The following is a 15,697-nucleotide window of genomic DNA, read 5'->3' on the forward strand; positions in this document are numbered from 1 at the left end:
TAAAATGAGTACCCATAAAACTTATGCCGGCATCCCAGAAAAATATGCCAGTTTAGAATCATCAAAAATTGTTCTTGTTCCTGTTCCTTATGATGGAACCAGTACTTGGGGAAAAGGAGCAGATAAAGGCCCTGAGGCATTTTTGCATGCCTCAGAGAATATGGAATTATACGACATTGAAACAAATAGTGAAGTATATAAACAAGGGGTTCACCTTACAGAAGCTATTACAGAAAATAGCACTCCAGATACTATGGTAGAGGCCGTGCACGATACCATTAAATCCTATATAAAACGAAATAAGTTTGTTACGCTATTTGGAGGAGAACATTCCATATCTATAGGTGCCATTCGTGCTTTTAATGAATGTTTTAATAATTTAACCGTGCTCCAGATCGATGCACATGCAGATTTGCGAAAAGACTATGAAGGTTCTCAATACAACCACGCATGCGCATTGTATGAAGCCAATCAAAGCACAAACCTTATACAGGTGGGTATACGTAGTATGGATATTGCCGAAAAAAACGTCATGAATGAAGATCATGTGTTTTTCGCTCACGATATGCTAAATGACGATTATTGGATGGATAATGCCATTGAGCTAATGACGGATAATGTATATATCACTTTCGATTTAGATGCCTTGGATCCTTCCATTTTACCATCAACCGGCACACCAGAGCCAGGTGGGTTATTATGGTACGAAACTTTAGAATTTCTTAAAAAAGTATTTGAAGAAAAAAACGTTGTAGGGTTCGATATTGTTGAGTTATGCCCTAATAAATTTGATAAGTCTTCAGATTTTATTGCAGCAAAACTGTACTACAAAATGTTAAGCTATAAATTTGCAGAACAAGATACAGATGACGAAAACGAGAACCTTTACAATACGCAAAAAGAAAATAACATCAATCGTTTAAAATACAATCAGGATGAATACTAAAGGAGCCGTTTCAAACTTTATAGAAAAATATTATTTACATTTTAATGCCGCTACGGTTGTTGATGCTGCAAAATCTTATGAAGAACAGCTAAATAAAGGTTCAAAAATGTTAGTATCTTTAGCAGGAGCAATGAGCACGGCCGAGATAGGAAAGATTTTTGCAGAAATGATACGACAAGATAAGGTTCAGATCATTTCTTGTACAGGTGCCAATTTAGAAGAAGATATTATGAATTTGGTGGCCCATTCACATTATAAACGTATACCGGATTATCGTGATCTGACACCAGAAGATGAATGGGATTTATTAGAACAGGGGCTTAATCGTGTTACAGATACCTGTATTCCAGAAGAAGAAGCCTTTAGAAGGTTACAGCAACATATCTATAAAATATGGAAAAGTGCAGATGACAGGGGAAAACGTTATTTACCACATGAATATATGTATAAAATGTTGTTGTCTGGAGTTTTAGAAGAATATTATGAGATAGATTTAAAAGACTCATGGATGTATGCGGCAGCAGAAAAGAATTTGCCTATCATATGCCCAGGTTGGGAGGATAGCACTATGGGTAATATTTTTGCGAGCTATGTACTAAAAGGAGATCTTAAAGCAAGTACCATGAAATCTGGAATTGAATACATGACTTTTCTTGCAGATTGGTATACCGCTAACTCTGAAAAAGGGATAGGTTTCTTTCAAATTGGTGGCGGTATTGCGGGCGATTTTCCCATATGCGTGGTCCCTATGTTATATCAGGATATGGAACGTACAGATACTCCTTTTTGGAGTTATTTTTGTCAAATAAGTGACTCTACTACAAGCTATGGATCTTACTCTGGAGCTGTTCCAAACGAAAAAATAACCTGGGGTAAACTAGATATTGATACGCCCAAGTTTTTAATAGAGAGTGATGCTACCATAGTTGCTCCGTTAATTTTTGCTTATTTGTTAAATATGTAATCATGAAAAATAGTAATAATCATAATTTTAGAAGAGTCATCGTCGACTTTAAAAAATTAACACCAGAGATTTTGGCGCTTGTAGTAGAGAAATATCCAGACGGATATAATGACCATGATATTATTCAATTTAGGAATGCGAATTATGAACTTATTGAAGCCGTAGAAATTGTCACAGAAGATACCAAGTATTTGGTAAAAGTAAGTGCTAAGCTTGAAAAAATAATGGAAGATTATGACGAAGATGATTATGAAAACTATGAAGATAATGACCCAGAAGCCATCCAAAACCCTTTTGAGGAAGAATAGGTTTTAGGCCATTAGGTCAAGTGTCGTTTATAAAGTATTCATGAAAAGGTTAAAAAAATAGATAAATCTCGTCTTATAGCATTTAAAGGTGAAAAAGTTCCGGTTCTTGATAAGAATGATTTAACCTATTTTATTTCCAGAAAAAATAGTAATAAAGAAGGACATTATAAACATTATTTTATCACAACAAAACATATAATACCAATTATGAATTAAAATGAGCTACAGAAAACGACATTGCTTATTTGTTTTTGCCTGCTGCGTGTTATTTGCATAGCCTAAGCTATGGAAATGACGAGTAAAGTGATAAAACAAATTAATGAATGAGTTTGAATTGCGTATTTTAATTCATAATTGGTATAAAGTATTAGAATCGCATAAGTTTAAAAGCGTATTGTGGATTCTTTGGTATGAAACTTTAGAATATTTAGATAAAAAAGACCGAATAGCAGTATCATTATACTTCGGTATGCTCAAAAAAAAGTTTTGTAAAAACACTATAATTATGAAAGCACAATTTCACCTAGCCTTACCTTGTGAAAATTTAGAGGCTACAAAAGAATTTTATATTAATGCCTTAGGCGCTACCCAAGGTAGGCAGTCAAATAAATGGATTGATATAGATCTGTTTAACAACCAACTTACGTTTACCGAAGCGGGTTCATTTAGTTTTAAATTTAAAAATTATAAATTAGACGATAATATTTTACCTTCGTTCCACTTTGGGGTTATTGTTTCTATAGAAGTATGGGGTCGATTATATAAAAAATTATTACAATCGAACCAGGAGGTAACAACAGAAACTACCTTTATGGAAAACAAAATAGGAGAACATATCTCGTTTTTTATAAAAGATCCCAATGGGTACTTGATTGAATTTAAAAGCTTTAAAAATGCTAAAGAAATCTTTAGCCAATAATTGATGAAAACCAAAGATATTGAAAACATCGAACTTAAGTTTCTTGATTTAAAAGACTATCAAGAACTTAAATCGGCTATGATATCTGCATACACAAATATGCCCAATTCCTATTGGGGAGAACACCATATAGAATCCCTGATCAAAAAATTTCCAGAAGGTCAAGTGGTGATAAAAATTAATGGGCAGCTTGCTGGATGTGCACTTTCGATTATTGTAGACTATGGTAGTTTTGACGATGAGCATACGTATAAGGATATTACGGGCAACTACTCCTTTAGTACGCATACAGATGAAGGCGATGTACTTTATGGGATAGATGTATTTATTAAACCTGATTTTAGAGGGCTTCGATTAGGGCGAAGATTATACGACTACCGAAAGGAATTAGCCGAAAAATTAAACCTTAGAGGGATTGCCTTTGGAGGAAGAATGCCCAATTACCATCAATATGCCGATGCCATATCGCCTAAAGAATATATTGAAAAAGTAAAACGTAAAGAAATTAATGATTCTGTATTGAACTTTCAAATATCGAACGATTTTCACCCCACAAAGGTGATGAAAGGGTATTTGGAAGGGGATAAGGCTTCTGGTGAGTATGCCATGCTGATGGAATGGGATAATATTTACTATAAAAAGCCCACAAAAAAGGCAACTATCAAAAAAAGGGTGGTACGTTTGGGGTTGATACAGTGGCAAATGCGTCCCTATAAAGATTTAGAGGAACTCCTAAACCAAGCAGAGTATTTCATTGATGCAGTGGCTGGTTATCGTTCCGATTTTGCCTTGTTTCCCGAGTTTTTCAATGCCCCCCTTATGGCCAAAGATAACCATTTAAGTACCCCTGAAGCCATTAGGGAACTCGCAAAACATACCGAAGCCATCGTAAGTAAGTTTTCTGAGTTTTCAATTACTTATAACATTAATATTATTTCTGGTAGTATGCCAGAAATGCGAGATGGTCGTCTCTATAATGTAGGTTATTTATGTAGGAGGGACGGTACTGTTGAACGTTATGAAAAATTACATGTAACGCCCGATGAAGCCAGAGTATGGGGCATGCAAGGTGGTAGCCAGATAAGAGCATTTGATACAGATTGTGGCAAGATAGGCATCCTAATTTGCTATGATTCTGAATTTCCGGAATTAAGTAGATTGCTGGCAGATGAAGGCATGGATATCCTTTTTGTGCCTTTCCTAACAGATACTCAAAATGGGTACTCCCGAGTGCGTCACTGTTCCCAAGCACGCGCTATTGAAAATGAATGTTATGTTGCTATTGCCGGAAGTGTTGGTAATTTACCCAATGTAGAGAATATGGATATTCAGTTTGCACAATCCATGGTCTTTACGCCTTGCGATTTTTCTTTCCCTACAAACGGAATCAAAGCAGAAGCGACACCCAATACCGAAATGATACTTATTGCCGATGTAGATATTGATCTACTTAGGGAACTACATCAGTTTGGAGCTGTAAAAAACCTAAGAGATAGAAGAAAAGATCTATTTGAAATTAAAAAGAAATAATAATACTATAAAATATATACAATAATTGGACGACTTAACTATTATAGGAAGTGAAGAATGGTGCTCTTTTGAGAGCTTTGGAATCCCAGCGATAAAAGCACGTGTAGATTCAGGTGCAAAAACATCATCTATACAAGCTAATAACATAAAAACCTTTTACAAAGAAACAGAAGAATGGGTGCGCTTTGAGGTAAATCCGCTTCAGGTAAATAGAAGTATCAGTATTAAATGCGAAGCAAAAATTCATGCAAAACGATCCATAAAAAGCTCTATCGGTATTGCCGAAGAGCGTCTTGTTATCAAAGCCCCTATTACTATGGGGGCCAGTACTTTTGAGATTGAGCTGACCCTTGCAAATCGTGATTCTATGGAGTTTAGAATGCTCTTAGGTCGAGAGGCTTTATACAATCGTTATCTCGTAAACCCTTCAGCAACTTATTTGTTGCCTGAGTTTACACAGGAGGACCTGGATAATAAATACGCCTCTTTTCAAAAGGAAAAAACAGGGCTTAAAATTGCTTTATTGGCAAGTAACCCAGAATTATTTAGCAATAAGCGATTGATGGAAGCAGGTAAGGCCAGAGGCCACGATATGGCCTTCCTCAATGTACAGCAGGCCTATATGAAATTTGATGCTACAGAACCACAAATACGTTATCGTGGCGGTAATGTGATCGATATGTTTGATGCTATCATTCCACGTATAAGACCATCCATGACTTTTTATGCTTGTGCGTTGATAAGACAATTTGATGCCATGGGGGCTTATTGTTTAAACTCAGCAGAAGCCATAACCCAATCTAGGGATAAGCTTCTAGCAACCCAATTATTTGCAAAAAACGATATCCATATTCCTATTACAGGTTTTGCAAATTCTCCGCTAGACACCAGGGATTTGATCAAAATGGTAAATGGTGCACCACTTATCATTAAATTGTTAGAGAGTACACAAGGTAAAGGCGTTGTGCTGGCAGAAACCAATAAAGCTGCTGAGAGTGTTATTAATGCTTTTAAAAGCGTTAATACAAATATCCTTGTGCAGGAATTTATTAAAGAGGCCAATGGTCAAGACATACGTTGTTTCGTAGTTAACGGGAAGGTAGTAGCCTCCATGCAACGCCAAGCGGCTAAAGGTGAATTTAGGGCAAACATACATCAGGGAGGTTCTGCGGCTAAAGTAAAGATTACAACAGAAGAACGAAAGCTGGCTGTTAAAGCTGCAAAAATCCTTAATTTACCTGTTGCCGGTGTCGATATTATCCGTTCTAATAAAGGGCCATTGTTACTGGAAGTAAATTCTTCTCCAGGTCTTGAGGGCATAGAAGCCGCAACAGGTTTTGATATTGCCAATGTTATGATCGAGGCTATTGAAAAAAAGCTAAAGTATAAACGATGATTTTTAGTATATGATACACCCAAACACCGAAATAAAACATATTAGTAAAGAAGTAGGCTACGGCGTGGTAGCGACGTCTTTTATTCCTAAAGGCACCATAACTTGGGTATTGGATAAATTTGATAGAGAGTTTACAACACAAGAATTTGATGCACTAGAACCTATTTATAAAAACATTCTTGATACCTATGCCTATAAAAACAATAGGGGAAATCTTGTTTTATGCTGGGATAATGGTAGATTTGTTAATCATAGTTTTAAATCCAATTGCCTTACAACAGCATATAATTTTGAACTAGCTATAAGAGATATAAAAGAAGGCGAACAGCTTACGGACGACTATGGTTATCTCAACATAGACAAGCCCTTTAAAGGAATTAATGAAGGTACTAAACGAAAAACGGTGTATCCAGACGATTTACTAAAATACCACAAAGTATGGGACACTAAGCTTATTTCTGCTTTCAAGTCTTTTTCGAAAGTAGATCAGCCTTTAAGAGCCTTGATAGATGAAGATACGTGGCACATGGTATTGCAGATAGAAAAAGGGGAGATTGAAATGGACTCTATTTTGAATAATTACAACTTTAAACAATAAAGATGTATTTTTAGAAGTGTTTTTAAAAACTTAATTTGATACCAAACAAGATGAGCAATCAGCTTTATTCAAATCCGGATTTTTATATAGCTTTAGCATATCTTTTTTATACCATTGCTGCGATAGATAGATCTATGACACGTGAGGAAAAATTACAGATCATAGCCTTTGTGAAAAAACACTGGACAGTATCTATAAATGATGCAAACAGTCAAGAGTTAATATACCAAACATTGAGAGAACTTATTAAAAATAAAGAAAAGCCCGAGTCTGCTTTTTTAGTTTTTAAAAATTTTTATTTAGACCATAAAAAGATGTTTTCCCAGGATTTTTTAACCCGTATTCTTACAGCTTGCCATGCCATAGCCTCTTCTTTTGGCAAACAGAACAAATCAGAACTAATAGTTCTTAGTAACCTTGCTTTACTATTCAAACCTTAATCTATACGCCTCACTAAAAAAAACAGAAAAATTAACGCTCAAATGGGTGACCCCGATTTGTTTTTGATGTCTAATAATTAAGCTCAATAAGGCAAGAAACCTTATTGGTAAAAACAAATTAAAAACATTAAAACAATACAAAATGAAAACATTAAAATTAGTGCCATTATTTCTTGTAGCATTTCTATTTTGTAACTACACGGCCATGGCTCAAGAAGACGAAGAGGAATACGAGGAAGACGAATTATCGACAATAACTGCCGTTTATGCGGGTATTGAAGATGGCATGTATATGTTCACCTACAAAGACGAAGATGATGAAGAAACTACCATTAGCTTTGAGAACATATCTCCAGAAGTAGAAAAGAAGTATGATCTATTTTCTAAAAAAATTATAGGTAAGACTTTTGAAATCACTTATTCCGATGAGAATGTTCCAGATAATGATGACGAGGAAATACTTGTTAATATTAGAACAATTGTAGCCATAAAACAATTATAATTCTTGGTAAAATGAAAAGGTTATTTGTAGGATTTTTAATATTGACAATATCTTTTGCTGTTTTATCTTGTAGACAAACTAAAGAAGAAAAAACAGGTAAAACGCCTGAAGCGGCTCAAGAAAACATTAATGAGTACGAGCAAAATTTTGAAGAGGACGAAGTAGAGGATGAGTCAATAGAAAAAGAGGTTGAAGATATCCCTGAAAAAGAACAAACAGAGGATGATGAATCCAATTTATAGGAAAGTTGTTCTTTAAATAATGTAGAGGTGCTTTTAAAAAAGGCATCTCTTTTTTTTTATATTCTAGTTAAGGTTTTTAAACAAAAATATGCAGTTTTATTGACCATTTCAAATGCGAAATGACATTAATTTATGTTGAGCATAGCCGAAGTAAACCTCTATGGTTCTGCCTTGAGGATAGTTCGTTTCAAGAAATTGTTTTATTTGCAAAAAGCCAGAACTTGCATTCTGGCTTCAACAGATTTATCAAGCAAAATGCTCGATTTCAAGAACCTCAACTATATAATACCAATTATGAATTAAAATACGCTATTCAAACTCATTCATTGATTTGTTTTATCACTTTACTCATCATTTCCATAGCTTAGGCTATCAAATAACACGCAGCAGGCAAAAACAAATAAGCAATATCGTTTTCTGTTGCTCATTTTAATTCATAATTGGTATTATTCTTTTGAAGCATAGATGAAAAAGGGCAAATATTAATTCGAGTTGGTATTTCTGTAATGTCTTCTACATTTATTCACAATAATCACCTTCACAATCTATATTATCGTTTGGAGGGATTAGAAATGAATCGTCATATACATCATTAATTATATTGTTAACAGATGCCATTTTTATTAAAAAAAGAGTGTCATTTATTATTATTTTTACACGATCTTCCATTTCTTTTTCAACTTCAGAAAAACGAATAACATCACTTTCTTTAAAACCTTTTTTGTAAGTTAGTGCTACTGCTTTTATAACTTCTGGATCTAGATAACTAAAATCTACCTTTACTTTTTTCATTTTATCTATAAAGTATATATAACATTACGACAATAAACTAAAGAAAGGGTCACCATTTATTTTGGCTATTTTATGCTTTTTTTTGAAATTTTAACAAAGAAGTTGAAAGTGTTACCGGTTCGTTTCAAGAAACTCTTTATTAGATCTATCTACTACTAAAATTCAAACATTTTTGTTTTTATAATTTCGCGTGTTGAAGGTTTCTTTTTATGGATAGCTTGCGCTTGATTACGAGACATAAAATCATTATAGATTTTATATATAGGGTTATAACAACTGTTAATAACTTCTATGTAAGATTTGCACCAAAAATTCTACTTTTGTTTTAATTAAATTTTACAAGTACTATGTCTGATACAATAGAAAAAATAAAGTGTTTAATTATAGGTTCTGGACCAGCTGGCTATACAGCAGCTATTTATGCAGCAAGGGCTAATATGTCACCTATATTATATCAAGGGACGCAACCAGGCGGGCAATTAACAACAACAAATGAAGTTGAGAATTTTCCAGGTTATCCAGAAGGTGTAACCGGACCGGAAATGATGATCGAATTACAAAAACAAGCAGAACGTTTTGAAACCGATGTACGTGATGGTTGGGTTACAAAAGTTGATTTTTCTGGTGATGTTCATAAAGTATGGGTTAATGGCACCAAAGAAATTCATTGTGATACCGTCATAATTTCTACAGGAGCATCGGCTAAATATTTAGGACTGGATTCTGAACAAAAATATTTAAAACTAGGTGGAGGTGTATCTGCCTGTGCTGTGTGTGACGGATTCTTTTATAAAAATCAAGAAGTAGTCATAGTTGGAGCAGGGGATTCTGCTTGCGAGGAAGCCCATTATTTATCTAAGTTGTGTACTAAGGTAACCATGTTGGTAAGACGTGATGAATTTAGAGCGTCCAAAATTATGGCTGCCAGGGTTCAGAAGACTGAGAATATTGAAATACTATTTAATACGGAAACCGATGAGGTCTTGGGTGATGGGCAAGTGGTTACTGGCGTTAGGGTTTTTAATAATAAAACCAATGAAAAACATGACATTCCAGCAACTGGATTTTTTGTAGCCATTGGGCATAAACCCAATACAGATATTTTTAAGGATTTCTTGGATTTAGATGAAACAGGATATATTATTAATAAGCCTGGTACCTCTAAAACCAATGTTGACGGTGTTTTTGTATCAGGAGATGCGGCAGATCATGTGTATAGGCAAGCAGTGACAGCAGCAGGGACAGGTTGTATGGCAGCGTTAGATGCTGAACGTTATTTAGCAGCTAAAGAGCATTAATAATACTATTTACATGCCTGGTTATTTGGTATAACTGGGCTTTTTATAACATTTTCACTTTAAAACTACTCAAAAAAAAATACAGTTCTTTTTTGTTAAGGCAAAAAAGAAAAGCAAGTGATCAGCTTGACTGGGTAGCAAACATAGTCTAGCTGCGTTTAAGTTTTATTTTGAAGCATAAACGGAAAAGAACAAATTTTAGTGGGCAATTTTAAAGTGAAAATGGTATTATTCTAAGCGTCTATAGTTTTCTGCAAAAATAGGATGCCTTTCACTATCCATTTGAATTTGAGTAAAGGTGTTATCTTCCAAAATAATATCAAATATAAATTCATTTGAATTTTCTGTAATGTTCATTGATCGAGATCCATATTCAAGAACTTCAATTAACTGACCATCTTCAATCTTATAATCACCATAGCCAAACCATTCAACGGAATCTGAAGTTCGCAACCTATTCCACATGACTTTAGTGCCAGAGTACATTTTAATTTGCTTTGTGGTAGCTGAGGATTTTATGGTATCTACCGAACCATCTTGTCTGTAATTTAAATAGCTAACAATTTCCCATGTTCCTTCAAGAGAAGGCGGCTTATCTGTGACTTCCATATTGTTTTTTTTCGAAACAGTTTCAGTGTTGTTTTTACAGGAAATAAAAAGAGATGTCGATATTAAAAGAAGAAGAAGTGATTTCATAATATATAGGATTTAAATGAAATTACTACAAGTTACGAAAAAACATGTATAAACTAATTGTTGTAGGTTAAAATTATATCTAATATGAAGATCTTCACATAAATACAAAATGTGTTTAGTTTGGAAGCTATGATATATGTAATTTAGTGTTATAAATTTTTATAATAAGAGCTCATAAAATTGTATATATTTTAATAAGGTTTTATTTTTGCCATATTAAAACGGGATGTGGCGCAGTCCGGTTAGCGTATCACGCCGGTGGCGTGATGGTCCAAGTATGTATGAGTTATGTTGTTTACATATTGTATAGTGAAATACTTGACAGATACTATGCAGGTCAAACAAAGGACATTGTTGGACGTCTTGCCGTTCACAACCAAGGAGGAAAAAAATATACGACCAAGGGTATTCCCTGGAAGTTGATAAAAACATATAGATGTTCAGATCGTTCAGAAGCTGTCCGTTTAGAACGAAAAGTAAAAAAGAGAGGTATTGCAAGGTACCTTCAAGATAAATAAATTCGGGATGTGGCGCAGTCCGGTTAGCGTATCACGCCGGTGGCGTGATGGTCCAAGTATGTATGAGTTATGTTGTTTACATATTGTATAGTGAAATACTTGACAGATACTATGCAGGTCAAACAAAGGACATTGTTGGACGTCTTGCCGTTCACAACCAAGGAGGAAAAAAATATACGACCAAGGGTATTCCCTGGAAGTTGATAAAAACATATAGATGTTCAGATCGTTCAGAAGCTGTCCGTTTAGAACGAAAAGTAAAAAAGAGAGGTATTGCAAGGTACCTTCAAGATAAATAAATTCGGGATGTGGCGCAGTCCGGTTAGCGTACACGGCTGGGGGCCGTGTGGTCGCAGGTTCAAATCCTGTCATCCCGACGAACCCTATTTTTATAAAATTAAAACATTGTTAATTGTATGATTTTCAGTGTTTTAATTTTTTTTGATTTCAAAAGAAACCAATTAATATCAACTAAAAGGTGTACTATTCGGTGAGTCATTTCTAATCGGAATTGTCGTAAATTTAAAGAGCTTTTAAGAGCAATTTGACTTTTGTTTTACAACTAAAATTGTTTAACTTAAAACTCGTAAAATGCAGACAAACAGTACCTTTTCAATCATTTTCTTCACAAGAAAACCTAAAGGTTTATCGGATGAATTATCAATTTATGCACGTGTAACAGTTAATGGAAAGCGTTCAGAAATTAGTTTAAAACGAAGCGTTCTAGTGAACGATTGGGATAATAATAAGGCTAGATGTAGGGGGAATACATCAAAAATAAGACTTTTAAATGCCTATCTCGATGAGGTATATAGTAAATTATTGGATTGCCATAAGCAATTATTTGCGGAAGATAAAATGGTTTCTGCCAATTCAATAAAAGCTAGATTCTTGGGTGAAGATGAAAATCATAAGTCATTAAGAGATATTATTGAGTATCATAATTCAAACATGATAGATGTTTTAAAGTTTGGCACCATGAAGAATTATTATACTACTGAAAAGTATTTATATAAATTTTTGGATAATGAATTAAAGGTAAGCGATATTTATTTAAAGCAACTAAATCATAGATTCATTTGTGATTTTGAGATTTTTTTAAGGAATAACAAGAATTCCAAGAATGAATTTACTTTAACCAATAATGGTGTCATGAAACATTTAGAACGCTTTAAAAAAATGATAAATCTTGCTTGTAAATTGGAATGGATTAGCAAAAACCCATTTCAAATGTTCCAGTTAAAATTCAAAAAGTTTGATAGAGAGTATCTTTCAGAAAGAGAGTTGGAACTTATCGAAAATACATTTTTTACAAAAGAGGGTTTAGAACGAGTTAAGGACTGCTTTTTGTTTTCATGCTATACGGGTCTTTCTTATGTAGATGTCAAAATGCTAAAGAGCAATCATATTACTATGGGCATTGATAACAATTATTGGATTTTTACCAAAAGGGAAAAAACAAATGAAACGGTTAAGATTCCTCTTTTGCCTAAAGCTCTAGAAATTATAAACAAATACAAAGCCTTTTCCAAACATAATAATGGTGAAAAAGTATTGCCTATTTACTCTAACCAGAAAATTAATGTTTATCTAAAGGATATAGCCGAAGATTGTGGTATTCATAAAAATCTAACCTTCCATGTTGCTAGACACACCTTTGCTACAACTGTTATGTTGTCTAATGGCGTGCCATTAGAAACCGTATCAAAGCTTTTAGGACACACAAAGCTATCTACAACACAAATCTATGCTAGGGTAGTAGAAACCAAAATAAGCGAGGATATAAATAATCTATTGGATAGATTTAAAGCGAAAAGGCAACAGCACCAAGTACTAAAACCAAACTAATCTTTTTAAGGTAAAAAAAAGCTCTAATAGATATCCTGCTCATAAAGTAATAAAAGTCAGCTTTAGTAGAATGTGCTATAACGTTTCGCGGGTTTGCGAAATATCTCAAAACCGTTAGTATCAGTAGGTCTTTAATTCCAGTTGCGAAGTGTAAAATCTATTTCATTCAATTTTTTCAATTCTATAAGCTCTGTAAATACGAAGCCTGTTCCAATAATTTCTCTAGCTTGATTTATTAAATATTCCATATTAGAATCTGCTTTGTAAGTTGCTGCAATGAAGAAATTTAATCCGGTCATACTTAGATGATAAAAGCCGTATTCTTCTAAAATATTAAGTGTGTAATCATTAAAAGAAAGTTCAAATGGCGTTTCAAAATCTCCCATTAACCTCACTCCATCATTATTTTTTAAATAATATAAAGGTAGTTCACCATTATCATGTCTTACAAACTGCCTTATTCTTTCAAATTTATTATCAAGTGCAAGTTGAGTGTTTCTGTGATATTCTTGAAGGAAAATGTTGTAAATGCCTCTTTTGAATTTTCGAGTTAGCTCATTTGCATATTGAGCGTTTCGAATATAGTCGACATTAAGTTTAAGTGTTCTGCTTGTGTGATAATAACTGAAAAATTGAGATTTAAAATTTTTCCAAGAATTTGAATCCTTCTTATGTATTAGCAAAAATTTATGGACATTGAAAAATTCTTTCAAGACTTTATCTACGGAAAACGTTACTTTACTGAATTTGTCATCACTACCAAAAAAGCTATTACAAGAATCACAAATATCAAATCCTATATTGTGAGGATTTAAAGTCTTTGGAATTGTGTGTGGTTTTGTGTTGAATTCCACTTCTGGCTTTGATTGTAAACACCAAATACATTTCCCTTTTTTAATATATTCTGGTTTATTCATGGTTTCTCAAACTTGCTTTGGGAAATCAGCTATGATCTTCCGCGAGGAAATTCAGCTGCAATGAGCTATTCATTTTGTTACCTGCTGTTAATATTTAAATTTTCATTGAATTCGGTGAACTTTGATATTTGACCTTCATAATTATTCTTAGTACTTCCTCCTTTTACTATTTTCTCTTCTTGAACAACAGATTCTATTCGAATGTAGATTGAAAATCCAATATCAGGTTTTTCCATGAAGTCTTTTTTATTCTCTTTCCTTAGGATGAAGTTATTTTTATATAGGTGTGAATCATTATTTTCGATTGCTCTGAAATATGCTGACATAGATTTTCCTCCATTTTGTAAGTTGGCAATATATCTTTCCATAAAGTCAACTGTATAATCTAATTCACCAATTAACTGATTTATGTAAAAGCCCATAAAGATTGGTTTTTCAATTCTATCGTAATATCTTATCCTAAATGCATTTTGCAATATGTCTAAGAAAACAGGATCAAATTTTACGGTAACATCATTATTAACTGTGGATAGAAGTTTTTTGAGTGATTCAAATCTGTCTAAATGGAAATGATATTTTTCCCTTTTTTTGAGATTAAATACAATAATAGCTTTCAGATATTTTTCGACTGATGTACTTGCAAGTGTTAGTCCCTGAATTATCAAATGGTTATTAAGTAATAAACGAGATGCAATATAATCGCGATAACCAAGGTCTACTAGCCAATGTCCTTTATAAAGTTTTTCAGTCCATGTAATCGAATTGTTCATAGTAGTTTCATGTAACGGTTCGTCTTTGAATAGTTGCGTGGGTAGTAATTAATTTTGCAAGTACACATCAAAATGAAAATCCACACGGATTTTTCCGAGTGGGCGAGAACCAAGAAAATATTTTTAAACGGTGTTAGCAATTGGCTTTATTTTGTTAATACAACTATATATTTGTAATGAACAAATCCTGTTGTATTTGTTGATTTTACTCTTACTTTCACCCAATCTCCTATCATAGCTAGCAAAACTAATTCTTGGTATTTACTTAGTCTTTCCAAAATGTCAAAACTCGTACTAGGTCCTTTTCTTAAATTCAGGGTCAATGTATTTACCATTAATGTTTTTAAATAATATTCAGAATTAATGTCATTAGGTAAATCATAAATTTCAGTTGAATTCAGATTATTATTTGATAAATAGGTTTTTATTTTATTATTCTGATTATAGTTAGAAGTACTAGTTGAAGGTGAACTTGGAGAATAATAAGTATTTCTTTTGGGAGTATAAGTTGGAGTATATGTTCTTCTACTTCCACCTGAACAAACACCACAAGAACCACCACTATTGCAATATTTACATCTGCTACAATTTGTACAAGCTGAGCAATTAGATGAACCAGTACATCTTCCCCCTTCACCTTCACAACAAGATGCAATAGCATTATTCTTTTGTCCAAATGAATTATTTGTTCCAAAAATTAAAATAATTAATGTGAAAATTCTTAATAGATTTAGTTCTAAAATTTTTTTCATCTGATTTTTTCAGCTTGTTGCCAACTTGTTTATATATGGAACTTTTATCTTTTTATTCAATAATTTTTGGTGGGCTATGCGGAATTTTCGGTTGTTTTTCTCTTTTTTTATCCATTTTTCTTCATTTCGAATAAGAATAAAAAACAATTTAAATATCAAATGTATTGCTTTACAAAATATTGAATACGGAAAACCGTAAGCGTTCTGAAATAAAATGCTTAATTACTATTAGGGAGAAGTTAAATATACTAAATAATAGTA

Annotated in this window: 19 protein-coding genes and 1 tRNA gene; 15 read left to right on the forward strand and 5 right to left on the reverse strand. The window is 33.2% G+C overall.

Annotated elements, in window-relative coordinates; genetic code table 11:
- Window positions 1-4 precede the first annotated feature (4 nt).
- From speB to PQO00_RS03415, 10 genes are all read left to right on the forward strand, one after another.
- Window positions 5-946: an agmatinase gene (gene speB / locus PQO00_RS03370; RefSeq protein ID WP_274183421.1), complete on the forward strand. Its 942-nt coding sequence runs from the start codon at window positions 5-7 to the stop codon at window positions 944-946.
- Complete coding sequence (locus PQO00_RS03375) at window positions 936-1,910, forward strand: deoxyhypusine synthase family protein (protein WP_274183422.1); 975 nt, start codon at window positions 936-938, stop codon at window positions 1,908-1,910. Before speB ends, PQO00_RS03375 begins: the two co-directional genes overlap by 11 nt.
- A 2-nt stretch (window positions 1,911-1,912) precedes the next feature.
- Window positions 1,913-2,218: a hypothetical protein gene (locus PQO00_RS03380; protein ID WP_274183423.1), complete on the forward strand. Its 306-nt coding sequence runs from the start codon at window positions 1,913-1,915 to the stop codon at window positions 2,216-2,218.
- A gap of 319 nt (window positions 2,219-2,537) precedes the next feature.
- Window positions 2,538-3,137 carry a VOC family protein gene (locus PQO00_RS03385; RefSeq protein ID WP_274183424.1) on the forward strand — a complete coding sequence of 200 codons (600 nt, stop codon included), beginning with the start codon at window positions 2,538-2,540 and terminating at the stop codon, window positions 3,135-3,137.
- 3 nt (window positions 3,138-3,140) lie between these two features.
- Window positions 3,141-4,667, forward strand: a complete 1,527-nt coding sequence (locus PQO00_RS03390) for a bifunctional GNAT family N-acetyltransferase/carbon-nitrogen hydrolase family protein (RefSeq protein ID WP_274183425.1) — start codon at window positions 3,141-3,143, stop codon at window positions 4,665-4,667.
- A gap of 25 nt (window positions 4,668-4,692) precedes the next feature.
- A complete protein-coding gene (rimK, locus tag PQO00_RS03395) occupies window positions 4,693-6,063 on the forward strand; it encodes a 30S ribosomal protein S6--L-glutamate ligase (RefSeq protein WP_274183426.1) in 1,371 nt (456 codons plus the stop codon).
- A 10-nt stretch (window positions 6,064-6,073) separates the two neighbouring features.
- Window positions 6,074-6,661: an SET domain-containing protein gene (locus PQO00_RS03400; RefSeq protein WP_274183427.1), complete on the forward strand. Its 588-nt coding sequence runs from the start codon at window positions 6,074-6,076 to the stop codon at window positions 6,659-6,661.
- 50 nt (window positions 6,662-6,711) lie between these two features.
- The gene (locus tag PQO00_RS03405; RefSeq protein ID WP_274183428.1) at window positions 6,712-7,101 is read left to right on the forward strand and encodes a hypothetical protein; all 390 of its coding nucleotides are present in this window, start codon (window positions 6,712-6,714) and stop codon (window positions 7,099-7,101) included.
- Between the two features lie 142 nt (window positions 7,102-7,243).
- Window positions 7,244-7,603 (forward strand): hypothetical protein, encoded by a 360-nt coding sequence (locus tag PQO00_RS03410; RefSeq protein WP_274183429.1) that lies wholly within the window; start codon window positions 7,244-7,246, stop codon window positions 7,601-7,603.
- An 11-nt stretch (window positions 7,604-7,614) separates the two neighbouring features.
- A complete protein-coding gene (locus tag PQO00_RS03415) occupies window positions 7,615-7,845 on the forward strand; it encodes a hypothetical protein (protein ID WP_274183430.1) in 231 nt (76 codons plus the stop codon).
- 519 nt (window positions 7,846-8,364) lie between these two features.
- Here PQO00_RS03415 and PQO00_RS03420 read toward each other — a convergent pair.
- Window positions 8,365-8,637, reverse strand: a complete 273-nt coding sequence (locus PQO00_RS03420; protein ID WP_274183431.1) for a hypothetical protein — start codon at window positions 8,635-8,637, stop codon at window positions 8,365-8,367.
- A 347-nt stretch (window positions 8,638-8,984) separates the two neighbouring features.
- Between PQO00_RS03420 and trxB the strand changes: the two genes are divergently transcribed.
- Window positions 8,985-9,935 (forward strand): thioredoxin-disulfide reductase, encoded by a 951-nt coding sequence (trxB, locus tag PQO00_RS03425; protein WP_274183432.1) that lies wholly within the window; start codon window positions 8,985-8,987, stop codon window positions 9,933-9,935.
- A gap of 228 nt (window positions 9,936-10,163) precedes the next feature.
- On the opposite strand, the gene PQO00_RS03430 is transcribed toward trxB, so the two are convergent.
- Complete coding sequence (locus PQO00_RS03430) at window positions 10,164-10,631, reverse strand: hypothetical protein (protein WP_274183433.1); 468 nt, start codon at window positions 10,629-10,631, stop codon at window positions 10,164-10,166.
- A 281-nt stretch (window positions 10,632-10,912) separates the two neighbouring features.
- Here PQO00_RS03430 and PQO00_RS03435 point away from each other — a divergent pair, with 281 nt between their 5' ends.
- The 4 genes from PQO00_RS03435 (at window position 10,913) to PQO00_RS03450 (ending at window position 12,997) form a co-directional block, all read left to right on the forward strand.
- Complete coding sequence (locus tag PQO00_RS03435) at window positions 10,913-11,149, forward strand: GIY-YIG nuclease family protein (protein WP_274183434.1); 237 nt, start codon at window positions 10,913-10,915, stop codon at window positions 11,147-11,149.
- 62 nt (window positions 11,150-11,211) lie between these two features.
- Window positions 11,212-11,448 (forward strand): GIY-YIG nuclease family protein, encoded by a 237-nt coding sequence (locus PQO00_RS03440; RefSeq protein WP_274183434.1) that lies wholly within the window; start codon window positions 11,212-11,214, stop codon window positions 11,446-11,448.
- A gap of 3 nt (window positions 11,449-11,451) precedes the next feature.
- A tRNA-Pro gene (locus tag PQO00_RS03445) sits at window positions 11,452-11,526 on the forward strand.
- 214 nt (window positions 11,527-11,740) lie between these two features.
- Window positions 11,741-12,997 (forward strand): site-specific integrase, encoded by a 1,257-nt coding sequence (locus tag PQO00_RS03450; protein ID WP_274183435.1) that lies wholly within the window; start codon window positions 11,741-11,743, stop codon window positions 12,995-12,997.
- Window positions 12,998-13,128: 131 nt separating this feature from the next.
- Here PQO00_RS03450 and PQO00_RS03455 read toward each other — a convergent pair whose 3' ends face one another.
- The 3 genes from PQO00_RS03455 to PQO00_RS03465 all read right to left on the reverse strand — a co-directional run bounded on the left by PQO00_RS03455 (window position 13,129) and on the right by PQO00_RS03465 (window position 15,436).
- On the reverse strand, window positions 13,129-13,914 hold the full coding sequence (locus PQO00_RS03455) for a hypothetical protein (protein WP_274183436.1): 786 nt from the start codon (window positions 13,912-13,914) through the stop codon (window positions 13,129-13,131).
- A gap of 77 nt (window positions 13,915-13,991) precedes the next feature.
- Entirely contained in the window at window positions 13,992-14,684 is a 693-nt protein-coding gene (locus PQO00_RS03460; protein ID WP_274183437.1) for a hypothetical protein, read from the reverse strand.
- Window positions 14,685-14,830: 146 nt separating this feature from the next.
- Entirely contained in the window at window positions 14,831-15,436 is a 606-nt protein-coding gene (locus tag PQO00_RS03465) for an SH3 domain-containing protein (RefSeq protein WP_274183438.1), read from the reverse strand.
- Between the last annotated feature and the right edge of the window lie 261 nt (window positions 15,437-15,697).

It is taken from the genome of Flavivirga sp. 57AJ16 (assembly GCF_028736925.1).
Taxonomy (GTDB): Bacteria; Bacteroidota; Bacteroidia; order Flavobacteriales; family Flavobacteriaceae; genus Flavivirga.